The organism is Tenacibaculum sp. SDUM215027 (genome assembly GCF_050566205.1).
In the GTDB taxonomy this organism is placed as follows: domain Bacteria; phylum Bacteroidota; class Bacteroidia; order Flavobacteriales; family Flavobacteriaceae; genus Polaribacter.
Genome location: NZ_JBNXUE010000006.1, coordinates 180,376 through 197,816, shown reverse-complemented (window position 1 = coordinate 197,816; position 17,441 = coordinate 180,376). Strand labels below are relative to the sequence as shown.

16 protein-coding genes are annotated in these 17,441 nt (G+C 32.4%); 4 read left to right on the top strand and 12 right to left on the bottom strand.

What is annotated here, in order from left to right; all coding sequences use genetic code 11:
- Positions 1-5: 5 nt before the first annotated feature.
- The 4 genes from ACQYZ7_RS14160 to ACQYZ7_RS14145 all read right to left on the bottom strand — a co-directional run bounded on the left by ACQYZ7_RS14160 (position 6) and on the right by ACQYZ7_RS14145 (position 4,983).
- Positions 6-2,231, bottom strand: a complete 2,226-nt coding sequence (locus ACQYZ7_RS14160) for an NADP-dependent isocitrate dehydrogenase (RefSeq protein ID WP_430730375.1) — start codon at positions 2,229-2,231, stop codon at positions 6-8.
- Between the two features lie 717 nt (positions 2,232-2,948).
- On the bottom strand, positions 2,949-3,296 hold the full coding sequence (rplS, locus tag ACQYZ7_RS14155; RefSeq protein ID WP_430730374.1) for a 50S ribosomal protein L19: 348 nt from the start codon (positions 3,294-3,296) through the stop codon (positions 2,949-2,951).
- Positions 3,297-3,418: 122 nt separating this feature from the next.
- Entirely contained in the window at positions 3,419-4,093 is a 675-nt protein-coding gene (gene trmD, locus ACQYZ7_RS14150) for a tRNA (guanosine(37)-N1)-methyltransferase TrmD (protein WP_430730373.1), read from the bottom strand.
- Between the two features lie 29 nt (positions 4,094-4,122).
- Positions 4,123-4,983, bottom strand: a complete 861-nt coding sequence (locus ACQYZ7_RS14145; RefSeq protein WP_430730372.1) for an RluA family pseudouridine synthase — start codon at positions 4,981-4,983, stop codon at positions 4,123-4,125.
- Positions 4,984-5,258: 275 nt separating this feature from the next.
- Between ACQYZ7_RS14145 and ACQYZ7_RS14140 the strand changes: the two genes are divergently transcribed.
- Positions 5,259-6,272 (top strand): glycosyl hydrolase family 17 protein, encoded by a 1,014-nt coding sequence (locus ACQYZ7_RS14140; RefSeq protein WP_430730371.1) that lies wholly within the window; start codon positions 5,259-5,261, stop codon positions 6,270-6,272.
- A 64-nt stretch (positions 6,273-6,336) separates the two neighbouring features.
- Here the strand turns inward: ACQYZ7_RS14140 and ggt are convergent, their stop codons facing one another.
- The 3 genes from ggt to ACQYZ7_RS14125 form a co-directional block, all read right to left on the bottom strand.
- Positions 6,337-8,016 (bottom strand): gamma-glutamyltransferase, encoded by a 1,680-nt coding sequence (gene ggt / locus ACQYZ7_RS14135; protein WP_430730370.1) that lies wholly within the window; start codon positions 8,014-8,016, stop codon positions 6,337-6,339.
- A gap of 5 nt (positions 8,017-8,021) precedes the next feature.
- Entirely contained in the window at positions 8,022-8,609 is a 588-nt protein-coding gene (locus tag ACQYZ7_RS14130) for an ACP phosphodiesterase (RefSeq protein WP_430730369.1), read from the bottom strand.
- A 64-nt stretch (positions 8,610-8,673) separates the two neighbouring features.
- The gene (locus tag ACQYZ7_RS14125) at positions 8,674-10,137 is read right to left on the bottom strand and encodes an aminoacyl-histidine dipeptidase (RefSeq protein WP_430730368.1); all 1,464 of its coding nucleotides are present in this window, start codon (positions 10,135-10,137) and stop codon (positions 8,674-8,676) included.
- A 70-nt stretch (positions 10,138-10,207) separates the two neighbouring features.
- Between ACQYZ7_RS14125 and recR the strand changes: the two genes are divergently transcribed.
- Positions 10,208-10,825 (top strand): recombination mediator RecR, encoded by a 618-nt coding sequence (recR, locus tag ACQYZ7_RS14120; RefSeq protein WP_430730367.1) that lies wholly within the window; start codon positions 10,208-10,210, stop codon positions 10,823-10,825.
- A gap of 56 nt (positions 10,826-10,881) precedes the next feature.
- Here recR and ACQYZ7_RS14115 read toward each other — a convergent pair whose 3' ends face one another.
- Genes ACQYZ7_RS14115 through ACQYZ7_RS14095 form a run of 5 tightly spaced genes read right to left on the bottom strand, consistent with a single transcriptional unit; the run spans position 10,882 to position 14,387 of the window.
- The gene (locus ACQYZ7_RS14115) at positions 10,882-11,280 is read right to left on the bottom strand and encodes a lipocalin family protein (protein WP_430730366.1); all 399 of its coding nucleotides are present in this window, start codon (positions 11,278-11,280) and stop codon (positions 10,882-10,884) included.
- A gap of 59 nt (positions 11,281-11,339) precedes the next feature.
- A complete protein-coding gene (locus ACQYZ7_RS14110) occupies positions 11,340-11,930 on the bottom strand; it encodes a CopD family protein (protein WP_430730365.1) in 591 nt (196 codons plus the stop codon).
- Between the two features lie 2 nt (positions 11,931-11,932).
- Positions 11,933-12,961, bottom strand: coding sequence for a ferrochelatase (gene hemH / locus ACQYZ7_RS14105; RefSeq protein WP_430730364.1), 1,029 nt, complete (start codon positions 12,959-12,961; stop codon positions 11,933-11,935).
- A gap of 13 nt (positions 12,962-12,974) precedes the next feature.
- Positions 12,975-13,490 (bottom strand): TrmH family RNA methyltransferase, encoded by a 516-nt coding sequence (locus ACQYZ7_RS14100; protein ID WP_430730363.1) that lies wholly within the window; start codon positions 13,488-13,490, stop codon positions 12,975-12,977.
- A gap of 12 nt (positions 13,491-13,502) precedes the next feature.
- Complete coding sequence (locus tag ACQYZ7_RS14095) at positions 13,503-14,387, bottom strand: helix-turn-helix transcriptional regulator (RefSeq protein WP_430730362.1); 885 nt, start codon at positions 14,385-14,387, stop codon at positions 13,503-13,505.
- A gap of 210 nt (positions 14,388-14,597) precedes the next feature.
- On the opposite strand from ACQYZ7_RS14095, the gene hemA reads away from it, so the two are divergent.
- Both hemA and hemC read left to right on the top strand, forming a co-directional pair.
- The gene (gene hemA, locus ACQYZ7_RS14090; protein ID WP_430730361.1) at positions 14,598-15,869 is read left to right on the top strand and encodes a glutamyl-tRNA reductase; all 1,272 of its coding nucleotides are present in this window, start codon (positions 14,598-14,600) and stop codon (positions 15,867-15,869) included.
- Positions 15,853-17,439 carry a hydroxymethylbilane synthase gene (hemC, locus tag ACQYZ7_RS14085; protein WP_430730360.1) on the top strand — a complete coding sequence of 529 codons (1,587 nt, stop codon included), beginning with the start codon at positions 15,853-15,855 and terminating at the stop codon, positions 17,437-17,439. The genes hemA and hemC overlap by 17 nt, the downstream gene beginning before the upstream one ends.
- The last annotated feature ends 2 nt before the right edge of the window (positions 17,440-17,441 follow it).

Genomic DNA, 17,441 nt, shown 5'->3' with positions numbered 1-17,441 from the left:
ATTAATTATATGTTTTGTAAGATGCCATTAAGGGTTTTACTTGGTTGCATTATTTCATTAGCTAATGCATCATTTGGTTCATAATATCCTCCTATGTTTACTGCTTTACCTTGAACTGTATTTAATTCCTCTACAATTGTAGCTTCATTTGTAGCTAATTTTTCTGCAATAGGAGCAAATTGAGCCTTTAATTCAGCGTCTTTGTCTTGAGAAGACAAAGTTTGTGCCCAATACATAGCTAAATAAAAATGAGAGCCTCTGTTGTCTAATTCTCCCGTTTTTCTTGATGGTCCTTTTTTGTTATCTAATAACTTGTCAGTAGCATCATCTAAAGCTTCAGCTAATACTTTAGCTTTGTTGTTATTGTTTGTTTCTCCTAAATGTTCTAAAGAAACAGCTAAAGCTAAGAATTCACCTAAAGAATCCCAGCGTAAGTGATTTTCTTCTACTAATTGTTGAACATGTTTTGGAGCAGATCCTCCAGCACCCGTTTCAAACAATCCACCACCATTCATTAACGGAACGATAGATAACATTTTAGCTGAAGTTCCTAACTCTAAAATAGGGAATAAGTCAGTTAAATAATCACGTAATACATTTCCTGTTACAGAAATAGTTTCTTTACCTGCTTTAACTCTCTCTAAAGTATATTTAGTAGCTTCTACTTGAGATAAGATTTTAATTTCTAATCCAGTAGTATCGTGATCTTGTAAGTACTTTTCTACTTTTTTAATAATCTCTCTATCATGAGCTCTTTCTTCACCTAGCCAAAAAACTGCAGGTGCTCCTGTAGCTCTTGCACGAGTAACAGCTAATTTTACCCAATCTTGAATAGGGGCGTCTTTTGTTTGGCACATTCTCCAAATATCACCAGCTTCAACAGTATGCTCTAATAAAGTAGTTCCGTTGGCATCAATCACTTCAACTTTTCCGTTAGAAGTAATTTCAAATGTTTTATCGTGAGAACCGTATTCTTCAGCTTTTTGAGCCATTAAGCCTACATTAGGAACTGTACCCATTGTAGTAGGATCAAAAGCACCATTCTTTTTACAGAAATCAATAGTTTCTTGGTATAAACCAGCATAAGAACTATCAGGAATTACAGCTTTAGCATCTTGAGGCTTTCCTTCTTTATTCCACATTTGACCTGAAGTACGAATCATTGCCGGCATAGAAGCATCAATGATTACATCAGAAGGAACGTGTAAATTGGTAATTCCTTTGTCAGAATTTACCATTGCAACATCAGGGTTACTAGTGTAAATAGCTTCAATATCTGCTAGTATTTCTGCTTTTTTATCAGCAGATAACTCTTCAAGGTTACTTACTAAGTTTCCAAAACCGTTGTTTACATCTACGCCAATTTCTTTAAAAGTTTCACTGTGTTTAGTAAACAAATCTTTAAAGAAAACGCGAACAGCATGACCAAAAATGATAGGATCTGAAACCTTCATCATGGTTGCTTTCATGTGTAAAGAGAATAACACTCCTTTGTCGTTAGCATCTTTAACTTGTTCTTCTAAGAAAGTTAATAATGCTTTTTTACTCATTACAGAAGCATCAATAACTTCTTTCGCTAATAATGATAAGTTGTCTTTTAATATAGTTTTGTTTCCATTATCATCTGTATGTACAATTTGTACATTAGTTGTATTTGGTACAGTAACTGATTTTTCACTGTGTGCAAAATCACCTTCTGTCATTGTTGAAACGTGAGTTTTAGAGTCGGCACTCCAAGATCCCATTGAATGAGGATTCTTTTTTGCGTAGTTTTTTACAGCTTTTGGAGCTCTACGGTCAGAGTTACCTTCACGTAAAACAGGGTTTACTGCAGATCCTTTTACTTTATTATAACGTGCTAAAATTGCTTTTTCTTCATCAGTAGTAGTTTCTTCTGGGTAATCAGGTAGAGCATAACCTAAAGCTTGTAGTTCTTTTACCGCAGCTTTTAATTGAGGAACAGAAGCTGAAATGTTAGGAAGTTTGATAATGTTAGCTTCTGGCTTTTTTGCTAAATCTCCTAAAAAAGCTAAAGCATCTTCAACTTGTTGATCTTTAGGTAAAAGATCTGAGAAATTAGCAAGAATACGACCAGCAAGAGAAATATCTTTGGTTTCTATTTCTATGTTAGATGATTTTGTAAAAGCTTTTACGATTGGTAAAAACGAACGAGTAGCTAATGCTGGAGCTTCATCCGTTTTTGTGTACATAATTTTAGCAGTCTTATTCATATTTATAAGTAATAAATTAAATTATATTTTGAAGTGACGCAAATTTAAGAATTACGGTTGAGTTTTTTGATAGTAAATTATTATTAATTAGGGTATTTTGTTGTGAAAATGATAATTTAAGCAGGTGAAATAGAGAATTTGTTATTAAAAACAAAAGCCATATCAAACAATTTCTTGTAATTGATATGGCTTTCTTGAAATAGTAAGGGTACTGACCTGCATTGCTACATAATCAAATAAAACTGTATTTATGCCTTTTCCTTAGAAAAAACTACGTTACTACCTCAAAGAAACTTATACTTTATAAATTATGTCACCTATAAAATAAAAGCTTCGGTGTTTTTAAACAGGTTAGTTAGGCTAAATAAAAACCAATAATACTTATAAACTTATAACTAGAAAACTATAAATTATTAATAACTTACAATTAATCAAAAATTATGATGATTGTACTTAGCTTTAATTATGTTTAAAAACAAAATATATAAAGAACGTTACTTTAAAGGTTTACTTTTTGTGATTAATATAGTTAACTATAATTCTGACGTCACTTACTTTGTAAACTCTATCCCCAAATATAAGAAATAATACTGTGTTTTTAATAGGTTTAAGTGTTTTGTTATCAACATTTTAAGAAGGGATGTTATTAACAAAAAGTGAATAAAAAAAAGCACCATGATCTTCATGGTGCTTTTTAATTTTTTTGAAAAGAAGCTTTTAACGTCTTCTTTCTTTAATTTTTGCTTTTTTACCAGTAAGACCTCTAAAGTAGTAAATACGAGCTCTACGTACTTTACCTGTTTTATTAATCTCAATCTTTTGGATAGATGGTAAGTTGATAGGGAAGATACGCTCAACACCTACAGTACCAGACATTTTTCTGATAGTAAATGTTTCAGAAGCACCACTTCCACTTTTTTGAAGAACAACTCCTCTAAAGAACTGAGTACGAACTTTGTCTCCTTCTCTAATTTCGTAGTATACCGTAATAGTATCTCCAGCTGCGAATTTTGGTAATTCGTTTCTTGTTACAAATTCGTCTTGAACAAATTTTACTAAATCCATTTTATTATTATTTATGGTTGTATAAAAGCAACATTCACGATTTTCGTCAGAGGTTGATTTTGTGGCTGCAAATTTAGAACTTTTCTTTTGATAAAAAAAATAAATAAAACATTGATTACTAGTTAATCTAGCAAATCTGGACGTATTTCTTTAGTTCTTTTATATGCTTGTTCAGAGCGCCATTCTTCTATTTTAGGAAAATTTCCCGATAATAAGACTTCAGGTACGTTCATTCCTTCATATTCTGAAGGTCTTGTATAAACTGGTGGTGATAGTAAGTTGTCTTGAAAACTATCTGTTAAAGCAGAAGTTTCGTCACCTAAAACACCAGGAATTAATCGAATTACAGCGTCACATAAAACAGCAGCAGCTAATTCACCTCCAGTTAACACATAATCACCAATAGAAATTTCTTTGGTTACAAATTTATCACGTACGCGTTGGTCTACACCTTTATAATGGCCTGTTAAAATGATAATATTTTCCTTTAATGAAAGTGTATTTGCCGTAGCTTGATTTAGAGTTTTAGCATCAGGAGTCATGTATATAACTTCATCATAAGTCCTTTCAGATTGAAGTTTTTCAATACACTTTGCTATGGGTTCAATCATTAAAACCATTCCAGCACCTCCGCCAAATTGGTAATCGTCTATTTGTCGATAGTTACCAAAACCATATTCTCGTAAATTGTGGAAGTGAACTTCAGCTAGTTCTTTATCAATAGCCCTCTTCATCATTGAGTTTTCAAATGGGCTCTTTATTAAGTCGGGTTCTACCGTAATAATATCTATTCGCATGCGGCAAAGATAGATGATTTAAAGGAGATTTATTGTGGGAATATTTTTTTGAATTTCTTAGGAAGTTCTTTTGTAATGTTGATTGTTTCTTTAGTAAATGGATGTGTAAAGGATAGGGTAGATGCATGTAAGAACAATCCTTTTCCATTTAAAACCAAATCTTTTATAAAGTATTCTTTATCACCTAAAATTGGATTACCAATAGTAAACAAATGTTTGCGTAATTGATGTTTTCTTCCAGTTTTAGGAGTTAATTTAACTAAGTTTAAAAAATCAAATCTAGGTGATTCAACAGTTTCAATAACTTCAAACGAAGTAAAAGCATTTTTGTCTTCAATAGGAAGGTTAATTTTTCCGTTTTTCTGCATTTCTCCAATACTAATTGCAAAATATGTTTTTTGAATTTGTTTCTTTTCAAATAGTTGGTTTAACGCAATAATACTGGCGGTTGTTTTTCCAATGAGTAATAACCCGCTTGTTGGGTAATCTAAACGATGAACTGGTCTTGGACGAGTAGCATCAGCTACTATACTTTTTTGCAGGTTTTGTGTAAGAGCATTGTCAATTGTAGCAAAGGAATTTCCGCTTACTAAAATTCCTGCGGGTTTATAAATTATAGCTAGATAATCATCTTCAAAAAGAACTTCTAAACGAAAGTCAAAATATTTTTTTTGTGAGTTTTCTTTTGTTTGAAGTAACTCGATGATTTCCCCTCCTTTAATATACAAAGCAGTTGTGGCTATTTTACCATTAACTAAAATAAGCTCTTTTTTAATCGCTTTTTTTAATCCTGATTTGGTAGGCAGTGAGGTGAAAATACCAACACTATATTCTTGTAATCGAATGGGTTTTTCTAATAGAGGAACTTTATGAGTTTCTATAGTTTTCAATAAAAAATGAATGATTCTTTTGCCAAAACTAGTCAATAAAATTAAAAAATGAGGTTATTTATATCTATAAATATAGAAAATCATTGAGCGACAGATATATATATTGGAAATATAGAGGATAGGTTTGAAAGATTGGTTAGGGATTAGATACTTCTGTTTTTTGTTTCTATAAAAAGACTCTCTTACCTCATTTTTATACGTTTAAAGATGTTTTTAAAAAAAAGATATTAAAGATGTAGTAATTTTAATAATCAAACTATAAAAACTAATTAATAATGAATCATTCAATATTTAAATCAATTATAGGAGTTAATTTTAGTAATACTTTTCAAAGTACAGGAAAACAAGTAAGTGCAGCAAAGGCAGCAGGACAAATAAAAGCAACTGGCGTTAAAACGGTTAAAATGTTTACGTACAATCAAACAGATTGTATTAGTGCTTTTGCTAAGGAAGAACTAAAAGTTTTAGTTGATGTGCCTAATGGTGATTTGAAAGCTTGTGCCAATAATGATACAACTACCATAAACGCGATTGTAAAAGTATTATCAGATTATTCAACTACCATTCCGATGATATGTGTAGGAAATGAACCACTAGGGAGCTGGTGGAATAATGCTTATGCACCAGATCTTGTAAATGCTTTAAAAAATATTAAAAGCGCTATTGCGGCGAAAGGGCTAACTACCAAAGTAACCGTTCCTTTTAATTATGCTATTATGGGAAATTCATACCCACCTTCAGCAGGGTCTTTTAATAACAGTCTTAAAAACATTATTATAGATGTTTGTAGTATATTGAAAGCAGATAATTCAGTATTTATGGTTAATATGTATCCATTCCTTACTCATAATAGTCAGCCCAAGAATGTTCCTTTAGATTATTGTTTGTTTACTGCAGGTGAAAAGCATTGGGTTCATGATGGAAGTTATACATATAAAAATATTTTTGATGCAATGTATGATGCGTTATATGTAGCATTAGGAAACAATGGATACGGAAGCTTACCTATCGTTATTGGAGAAGCAGGTTGGCCTACAGGACCTAGTGCTACTTACTCTACAGCAACAAAAGCAAATGCACGAACATTTAATCAAAATTTAATTAATCATTGTATAAGTGGAAATGGAACACCACGTAACCGAAGTGTTAGAATTCCTTGTTTTATTTTTGAAATGTTTGATGAAGATAAAAAGCCAACTGAAGCAGGTACTTTTGAGCAACATTGGGGAGTTTATGGATATGATTCTCAAAGTAAAAACTATCAATCCAAGTATATTTTAACATGGTAGTTAGAAATATAAAAAAGGATAGTTAATTAACTATCCTTTTTTATATTTCAGCATCAATAAATTATTAAAAACCTACAGCGTTATCGTCTCCTCTGGGATCTGCACCCCCTTCTAATTTTCCGTTAGGAAGCACTAAAATAGCATCTACTTTACCAATAACAGGTGAGTTCGTTTCGTCTAACTTGTACCCAAGACTTTGTAGGTCTTTTTTTACTTGTTTGTCAAATCCTTTAGGTTCCATTTTAATAACGTCTGGCAACCATTGATGATGAAAACGAGGTTGATTCACGGCTTCTTGCATTCCCATATTAAATTCATGTACATTTAAAATGGTTTGTAAAACAGAGGTAATAATAGTTGAACCTCCAGGAGTTCCTACAACCATATATAATTGATCGTTTTTTTCTACAATAGTAGGAGTCATAGAACTCAACATGCGCTTTTCAGGTTCAATTTTATTTGCTTCAGCTCCAACTAAACCGAACATGTTTGGTACACCTGGTTTGCTTGAAAAATCATCCATTTCGTTGTTTAAGAAGAAGCCTAAGTCAGAGCAATATAGCTTAGAACCATAAGCACCGTTAATTGTTGTGGTAGCAGAAACAGCATTTCCAAATTGATCAACAATAGAGTAGTGGGTGGTTTCATCACTTTCAATCATAGTAATACTTCCATGAGAGACATCGGTAGAAGAAGTAGCTTTTTGAAAAGAAAAATCATTCATTCGATTTTTTGTGTATTCTTTACTTTTGAGAGTTTCAATTGGAATTTTCACAAAGTCTGGATCACCTAAATAAAAACTTCTATCTGCATAGGCTCTACGTTCTGCTTCCGTAATTGCCTGCATAGATTTTGTTGAGTTATGTCCGAATTTGTCTAAATCAAAAGGTTCAATTCCATTCATAATTTGTGCTAAACAAATTCCGCCACTGGCAGGTGGGGACATAGAAATAATACGTAAATTGTCGTAGGTAAAGGTAATTGGGGTTCTCCATTTAGCTTCGTATTTAGCCAAATCTTCTTCAGTCATAATTCCGCCATTTGCCTGCATAAAAGCAACGAGACGTTTTGCTGTTTCACCTTTATAAAATTCGTCTCTACCATTTTGTAAAATACGCTCTAAAGTTTTGGCTAAAGCAGGATATTTAATAGTGTCACCCTTTTTCCAAGGTTTATCAAAAAGAATAGGGTTTTTATTTACTTCTAAAAAATAATGTTGGTATTTTTTTATACGGTCTTCTTGTTTTTGAGTAACAATAACTCCTTTTTTAGCTAAGGCAATGACTGGTTTTAAGATTTCTTGAATAGGTAATGAACCGAATTTTTTATGTGTAGCAAAAACACCAGCAACTGTCCCTGGCACTCCAACTGCCATAGCCCCTAATGTACTTTTGTTTTTAATTACATTTCCTAAGCTATCTAAATACATATCTTTATGAGCGGCAAGTGGAGCTTTTTCACGATAATCTAATGCGCCAATTTCTCCTGTGTTTTTTCGGTATACCATAAATCCACCACCACCAAGGTTTCCTGCGTAAGGATAAGCGACCGCTAATGCTAGTTCGGTAGCAACCATAGCATCAAAAGCATTTCCTCCTTTTTGTAGAATATCGGACCCAATTTTTGAAGCTTCTTTACGAGCAGAAACTACCATAGCTTTTTCAGTAATTAGACCTACAGCTTTTTCTTTTTTACAGTTGCATAGTAATATTAATGCTGAAAGAAATAAGAATGTTTTTTTCATATGTTTTAGCTTAATTCTTTTAGTTTTTGATGAGAAAATTCGCGTAAATCTTCAAAAAAAGCAGTAAAATCATTTTCAAAAATTTGATAATGCTCTAATAAATCTCCAGTAGCCAAATTCATTTTTGATTTACCATTAGTGCGCTTATTCATTCCATTTAAGACTTCTTGAATTCCCTTAGCAAATTGGTAGTTATATAGCCAATTGTATTGTACCATATAAGGAAGTATTTTCTGAGTTTTCTCAGGAAGAATATCAATGTTTTCTTGAAGTAATTTATAAACTGAGTTTACATAAATGTTTAAAGGGATTTCTGAGTAATTTCTCCAGTTTTTTGCTAAATAATGATCGTAAAAAATATCAATAATTACACCATCATAGTGCCTGTAACGTTCGTGTAATCTTCGTTTGCTAATTCTAACAATTTTGTGCGCATCTGTATAGGTGTCAATTTCTCGATGTAGTAATATACCTTTTTGAATGTCTTCCTGAAAGTGAGAAAACTTATTACCTTTTATATGGTCAGCTATGAAGTTACCAATCATAATATTGGTGTTGTTTTCTGAAAGGTATAAATGCGCTAAAAAATTCATTTTATAAATGTAAACAAAAAACCACAACTGTAGAGTTGTGGTTTTAAAGTTTATGTATAAGTTTTTAATTCTTTACAGGAGTGTTCTTTAAGATTTCTAATAAAAACTTCCAAAATTTTTGTGTTGATGATATTTGTGCACGCTCATCAGGTGAGTGAGCCCCTTTAATATTTGGTCCAAAAGAAACCATATCCATTTCTGGGTAATTTTGGCCTAAAATACCACATTCTAACCCAGCGTGACATGCAGCTACGATAGGTTTTTCCTTGTGTAAATCTTCGTATAAGTCAGTTACAGTTTTTAATATCTCAGATTTTACATTTGGTAACCAACCAGGGTAAGAACCTGAAAATTCTACATCAAAACCAGCTAATTCAAAAGATGAACGTAACGAGTTGGCTAAATCCCATTTATTAGTTTCAGAAGAAGAACGCGTTAAACATCCAATTTTAATAGTTCCGTCTTTTACAATAATACGAGCAATATTATTTGAGGTTTCTACTAATCCTTCAATATCAGGACTCATACGGTATACACCGTTTAAAGAAGCATAAACAGCTTTAATTAATCCTTCTTGAACACCTAAGTCCATTACGTTTTCTGGAGTTTCTACTTCTTTTAATTCAATAGAAAGGTTAGGTTCTAATGTTGAAAACTCAGCTTTAATATTGTTGATAAGCTCATGTATTTCAAACAAGAAAGGTTCTTTTGAAACGGCGTCAATCACTACAGTTGAAAAGCTTTCGCGAGGAATAGCGTTACGTAAACTACCTCCGTTTATTTCAGTAACACGTAATCCGAAGTTAGTGAAACCGTCAAATAATAAACGGTTCATAATTTTATTAGCGTTTCCTAATCCTTTAATGATGTCCATTCCAGAGTGACCTCCGTTTAAACCAGTAACAGAAATTTCATAGGCAATTGTATTTTCAGGAGTAGTCTCTTCATTATAACTTCTAGTAGCAGTAACATCTACACCACCAGCGCATCCCATTCCTATTTCATCATCTTCCTCAGTGTCAAGGTTCAATAAAATTTCACCTTCTAATAATCCACCTTCAAGTCCCATAGCACCAGTCATACCTGTTTCTTCATCAATTGTGAATAAAGCTTCGATAGTTGGGTGAGCAATATCAGTAGATTCTAAAACACCCATAATAGCAGCAACACCTAAACCGTTGTCAGCTCCTAACGTAGTTCCGTCAGCTTTTACCCAATCACCATCTACAAACATTTTGATTCCTTCAGTGTCAAAATCAAAAACAGTATCAGTATTTTTTTGATGAACCATATCTAAATGGCTTTGCATAACCACTGTTTTTCTGTCTTCCATTCCAGCTGAAGCAGGTTTACGAATAATTACGTTCCCTACGTTGTCAACCATGGTTTCAAGATTTAGGTTCTTACCGAAATCGACCATAAACTGAATTACTCTTTCCTCTTTTTTAGAAGGACGTGGTACAGCATTTAAGTCGGCAAAGTTTTTCCAAACAGCTTTTGGTTCTAGGTTTCTTATCTCTGAATTCATGTGAATTGAAGTTTTAATTTTAAAGCCACGAAGATACTTAATCCTTATTGAAAAATTGTAAATTCGCAGCATGGATTTTTCGTCGAAATTATTAGAAAACGCAGTGAATGAAGTAAGTCGATTACCAGGAATTGGTAAGCGTACCGCACTTCGTTTGGTGCTGCATTTATTGAAACAACCGAAAGAGAACACGAAATATTTAGCTGAGGCTTTAACGCATTTACGTAACGATGTAAAATCGTGTAAGAAGTGTCATAATATTTCAGATACAGTGCTGTGCGATATTTGTAGTAATCCGAAGCGGAATGGTGAGATTGTATGTGTAGTAGAAGATATTCGCGATGTAATGGCGATTGAAAATACAGCGCAATACAGAGGTTTGTACCATGTGTTAGGAGGAAAGATTTCTCCTATTGAAGGAATTGGTCCTCAAAACTTACAAATAGAATCATTAGTAGAAAAGGTAAAAGAAGGAGAGATAAAAGAACTGATTTTTGCGCTAAGTTCTACCATGGAGGGGGATACAACGAACTTTTATATTTATAAGCAAATAGAACAATACGGAGTAATTACATCAACAATTGCTAGAGGAATTTCGGTAGGGGATGAGTTAGAGTATGCGGATGAGGTTACACTAGGTAGAAGTATTGTAAATAGGATACCTTTTGAACAGTCGATAAAAGGATAAAAAAACAGCTTTGAATTTATTTCAAAGCTGTTTTTTGTTTGTTAAATGTAAAGAGATTATTTTCTCTTAAAAACAGTTATGTCTGTAAGAGTTTCACCATTATATTCCTGTTTATATACAGATGTCATAGTGTTACCATTATCAGAAAAAGTAATGCTTGTGTTAGATGATTCACCATTATAGGTTCTTGAATAAACTCCATTTCCTTTGTTAGTCCATGTTGCAGAAAGCTCATCCTCTATAACACATTTGTCCTCAATAGACTCATATGATATCGAGTTAAAGGTTCCGTTTTCGTTAAAAGTAACAGAAGATTTTTTTTCACAGTCACTTGCTTCTATGCCTTCTTCAGAAAACTTATACCAAGTACCCACTATAGGATCTAAGTTTTCATCGTCAGAAGAGCAAGCGAATAAGCTAAACATAGCAATTGTTAAAACTAAAATTTTTTTCATAGTTTAAGGTTTAAAATTTGTCGCGAAAATAGTAAAGTTACTCGTTAGAAAAAAAGAAATTAATTGTTAGTTTTTTTATCCTCCTCAATCAACTCTTGTTCGTATTTATCCCACGATTTTTTAGTTCTTACTTTTTTATAATAACGGATACCAATCATTAATAATACTCCAAATAAGATAATTCCTACCACGCCCCAAATCCAGTTAATAGCACTTTTTAAAACGACTAAAAATACAACAGCGAATAAAATTACAGTTGGAATTTCATTAAACATGCGAAGTTTATTAGGTGTGTATTTAATCTCATCACGTTGTAGTTCTTTGTAGATTTTATGGCAAAATCCGTGGTAAAAATACAGTGCTAATACAAAGGCTAATTTTACATGCATCCACGGCATTTTTAAATAATAAGGGTTTTTATATAGCATCCAAAAAGCAAAAAAACTCGCTAAAAATAAAGAAGGCCAAGTAATAATGTACCATAAACGTTTAGACATTAACTTGTATTGGGTCTGTAATATAGATTTAGCAGGTTCGTCTTTTTTTTCTGCCTCTACATGGTAAATAAACAGACGACCTATGTAAAATAATCCTGCAAACCAAGTTACTACAAATATGATGTGTAATGCTTTTACGTATAAAAAGTCCATAATTAGTTATTATTGAAATCGTTAATCCATCCTGCTAAAACATTTACCCATTCATCATCATCATTAATACAAGGAACCGTGTGAAATTCTTCACCACCTGCTTCTAAAAATTCATGTTTACCTTCCATAGCTATTTCTTCTAAAGTCTCTAAACAATCAGAAACAAAAGCGGGAGTTACAATAGCTAATTTTTTAATGCCGTCTTTTTCAGCTTTATTAACAATTGTTCTATCGGTATATGGTTGTAGCCAAGGATCAACACCTAAACGAGATTGGAATGAGGTAGAAACTTTGTTCTCATCTAAACCTAACTCGGAAATCACATTTTTGGTTGTTTGATAACATTGGTGACGGTAACAAAACTTGTGTGCTTCAGAAGGAGTGTTACAACAACTTAAATTTCCTGCTTCAGGGTTACAGTGTGATTTTGTAATGTCAGATTTTCTAATGTGTCGCTCAGGTACTCCATGATAAGAGAATAAAATATGGTCGTAATCTTTATCAGCTAAATAATCTTTAATACTATTTGATAAAGCTTTGATGTATTCTGGTTTGTTGTAAAATGCTGGAACATCAGTAATCTTCATTGTAGGAAAGAATTCCTTTCTTAACTCTTCGGCTAAAGCCAAAATAGTTTCAGTAGTTGCCATAGCAAACTGAGGGTATAATGGAACTAACAAAACTTCAGTAACACCTTTATCGTGCAATTCCTGTAATCCACTTTTGATTGATGGATTTCCGTAGCGCATTGCCAAAGCAACAGGAAGTTCTGTTTTTGCTTGTACCTTGTTTTGTAAACGTTCTGATAGTACAATTAAAGGAGAACCTTCTTCCCACCAAATTTTTTGATATGCTTCAGCAGATTTCTTAGGGCGTGTATTTAAAATAATACCTTTCACAATAAAAGTACGTAACCAATAGGGAACATCAATTACACGTTCGTCCATTAAAAATTCACCTAAGTACTTTTTAACATCTTTAGGGTTTGTACTTTCTGGTGATCCAAGGTTTACTAATAAAACTCCTTTCATATTTTGGCTGAATTTATTTCAGAATCTTTTTATTTAATTGGTTTGTTGTTTCATATAGAGCAATAGCTAAACTATGAATTACATTCATGCTAGAATTACGACCGTACATCTGTATATCTACTGTTGCGTCTACTGAGTTGACATTTTCTATACCATTTCTTTCGCTACCCAAAAGTAATACAATTTTAGAATGTGAAGTGAAATCATAATCGCTAATGTTTATACTTTCATCGGTAATTTCAATACCAATAATAGTATTTCCTTCTTCTTTTAATTGTTGAATAAGTTGTTCAAAATTCCCATAAGTATCATATGGTATTTGTTGAATAGTATTTCGAGCAGTTTTCTTAACAATTCTGTTATCTATAGCAGGAGAACTTTCATGTAAATAGATTTTAGACACTCCAAAACTTTCAGAAATACGAAAGCACATTCCTATATTCTCAGGAGTACGGATAGCATCACATACAATAGTTACTGGAAAATCTTGCTGATTGTTTTTTGTATCGTAATGAGTTAGTTGCTTCATTTTTAAGTCTTTTTATTGTAGTAAACTCATTACATATTGTTTAGGAGTCGTGCCAAACTTCTTTTTAAAAGCGGAAATAAAGTGACTAGAGGTACTGTATCCTACTTGTAAGCCAACCTCATTTACATTGTATTGATTACTTTCTAATAGTTTACGGGCATGATCCATTTTGTAATCAAATAAAAAGCTATAAACAGTATCGCCATAAATTTGTTTGAATCCTTCTTTTAACTTTTTTAAGTTTAAACCTACTTCATTCGCTAAATCTTGCAGACTAGGCGGTTCACTCATTCTGGAAATGATAATATCTTTTGCTTTTCTAATCTTTAAAACTTCTCGGTCATCAACTAAAAATGGGCAATACTCTTCATTGGTGTTTTCGCCACTATCAAAATGTAAACTTAGGAGTTCATATGTTTTTCCTTTTATATAAAGGTCTCGCATAGAACTTTGGTTCTTAGCCGTTAAAATTTGTTGAAGGACTAATAAAACATTAGCATTTATTTCTGCATTGTCGTAATACTTTTTGTTTTTATTGTTCTCACTTAAAAAAGGAATGTAACTAGCCTCTTTAGAAAAAAAAGTATGGAATTTTTCGATTGATATCAATACAGATACCAAAGAGGTTTTTGGTAAAATTTCTAAATTGATAGGTAAATCTTGTTGTGGATTGTATAGGAATATTGAATGCTTGTCTAAAACATTAAAAGTATAACTGTTGTTGTTAAAATGAAATTTGCAATTGCCTTTAACACAGTAATGTAGTTGTATGTAAGAGTTGTCAATATCTCTTTTAAAAAACTCTGTTTCGTCAGAGTTATTTTGGAATTTTAGCACAAAAAAACCTTGTTCAATGGGAACTTCTCTAAATGTACTTTCTGCGATGTTTTTTGACATGGATTCAGTGGTTTGTATAAATCTTGCTATTTAGAATGATTCTAAAATAAAATGTTTCTCCTAGTCTATTTTACTGCAAAAATACACTTTTGTGTAAGTTTTTAAGGTGTTTTTAAGCGAAAAAACGAATAGCGACATTAAAAGTTCTTTTAGCGATACTTTTTTTTGTTCAATATTTATATTTTTGACCGACTTTTTGAAGAAGACTCAATGACAGTAGAAAATAAACATCATAGTAATTTATACAACATAGGCGTTAGTTATAAAAAAGCTGATGCTGCGATTAGGGGGAAATTTAGTATTTCTAAAGAAAATCAAATACAACTTTTAGAAGAAGCAAAACAAAAAGGAATAGACGGTATTTTTGTGTTGTCTACTTGTAATAGAACTGAAGTGTGTGGTTTTGCAGAACACCCTTTTCAGTTAATAAGTATGTTGTGTAAATACTCAAACGGTTCGGTAGAAGAATTTGCAAACGTATCAAACGTATATAAAAATAAAGAAGCTATTAACCATTTGTTTAGAATGGGAACAGGGTTGGATAGCCAGATTTTAGGAGATTACGAAATAGTAGGGCAGTTACGCCAAGCATTTAAACAAGCTAAAGAAGTAGGAACTACAAATGCATATTTCGAACGTTTACTAAATCATGTAATGCAAGCAAGCAAGCGAGTTAAGAATGAAACGAAATTAAGTTCTGGAACCACTTCAGTATCGTACGCTGCTATTCAGTACTTAATTAATAACTTACCAGGTTACAACTCGAAAAATGTTTTAGTATTTGGTTTAGGTAAAATGGGAAAACACACCTGTAAAAACCTAGCGGAGTACACACAAAATAAATCGGTAAGCTTAATTAATAGAACCGAAGAAAAAACAGAGGAATTTGTAAAAGATCACAGTTCAATTAGAAAAGCGTCGTATTCAAACTTAGCAGAAGAGGTTCAAAACAGTGATGTGTTAATTGTTTCTACGGGAGCTAGTTTTCCTACTATAACAAAAGAACATGTTCCGACAGATAAAGATTTGTTGATTTTAGATTTATCTATGCCTGCGAATGTGTCAAAAGAAGTTACAGACTTAGGTAATGTAACAGTGGTAAATGTTGATGACCTTTCAAAAATAACTGATGAAACATTAGCGATACGTCAGCAAGAGGTACCTCTAGCAGAAGCGATTATTGATACACATAATCAAGAATTTCAAGAATGGTTAAATCATAGAAGGTTTACTCCAGCAATTACAGCTTTAAAAGAATCATTACAAACCATTCAACAAGGAGAAATAGCTTTTCACAAGAAAAAAATTAAAAATTTTGATGAAGAACAAGCAGAGATATTAACATCAAGATTTATTCAAAAAATAACCACACAGTTTGTTAAACACTTAAAAGACGAAGAGACTTCAGTAAATACAAGTATTGAAGTAATGGCTAAAGTGTTCGGAGCAAATTTACAATCCATCCATGCAGAAGATAATTAGAATAGGTACACGTGATAGCCAATTGGCTATGTGGCAAGCAAAAAAAGTTCAAAAACTTTTAGAAGAATTAGGTCATCAAACTCAATTAATCCCCGTTAAAGCAACGGGTGATTTAGTTTTAGATAAACCCCTTTACGAACTAGGAATCACAGGGATTTTTACTAAAAATTTAGATATAGCCATGTTAAATGGTGATATTGATATTGCGGTACATTCTATGAAAGATGTTCCTACGGTATTGCCAGAAGACATTATCCAAGCAGCAGTTTTAAAGCGTGCCAATTACAACGATATTTTGTTGTTAAAAGATAACGAAGAGTTTATGTCACAACCTAACGGAGTGATTGCTACAGGTAGTTTACGAAGAAAAGCGCAGTGGTTAAACCGTTACCCAACTCATACAGTAGAAGGTTTACGCGGAAATGTAAATACACGTTTACAAAAGTTAGAAGATAACGATTGGAACGGAGCTATTTTTGCAGCGGCTGGACTAGAAAGAGTTGGTTTACGACCACAAGGAGCGGTAAACCTAACATGGATGATTCCTGCACCAGCACAAGGAGCAATAATGATTACAGCGTTAGATAAGGACGAAGAAATCAAAGAAATTTGTGCTGAGTTAAACGATAAAGACACAGAAACTTGTACAGGGATTGAACGTGAGTTCTTAAACCGTTTAGAAGGTGGTTGTACAGCGCCAATTGGGGCTTTAGCTTTTATAAATGAAAAGGAAGAAGAAATTAATTTCAAAGGAGTTTTGCTAAGTAGAGATGGTAAGAAAAAGATTGAAGTTAGTAAGAAAGTAAAAGTTGGTAAACATAAGTACGTAGCAAAAGATTGTGCTAATTATGTGATTGATAAAGGAGGAAAGCTAATGATGATGGAAGATGAGGGAATTGAAAAAGAGTTTTCAATCTATTCGACTAAAAAATTATCAGAAGCACAGAAAAAATTATTACCAACACACATGGCTGTGAATGACAGTGATTTTATAAAAATCCGTTTTAACAGAATTGCACCTAAAGTAATTAAGCAAGAAATTGAAAATGTAATTATCACTAGTAAAAATGGGGTAGAAGCAATTTTAAATTCATTTACTTCAGATGAATTACAATTCAAAAATATTTATTGTGTTGGTAGAAGAACAAAAAAGTTAATCGAGCAACGTATAGGGAAAGTAGCACATTCAGAAAGAAATGCTAAGAGACTATCTGACTACTTATCAAAAGAATTAAAAGGTCAAGAAGTAACGTATTTCTGTAGTGATTTACGTTTAGACACACTTCCAATACTTTTAAAGGCAAAAGGGATTGCTGTTAATGAAGTAGAAGCTTACAAAACAATGTATAGTCCATCAAAAGTTGATGAAAAAGTAAACGGAGTATTATTTTACAGTCCATCAACAGTTGAAAGTTATATGGAAAAAAATACAGCGAATAAAATAGCTTTTTGTATTGGTGATACTACCGCTAATGAAGCCAAGAAACATTTTAAAGAAGTACAAATAGCAAAGATGCCAACAGTAGAAAGTGTACTAGAGTTGGTAAATTTACATTTTGTAAAAAAGTAAAA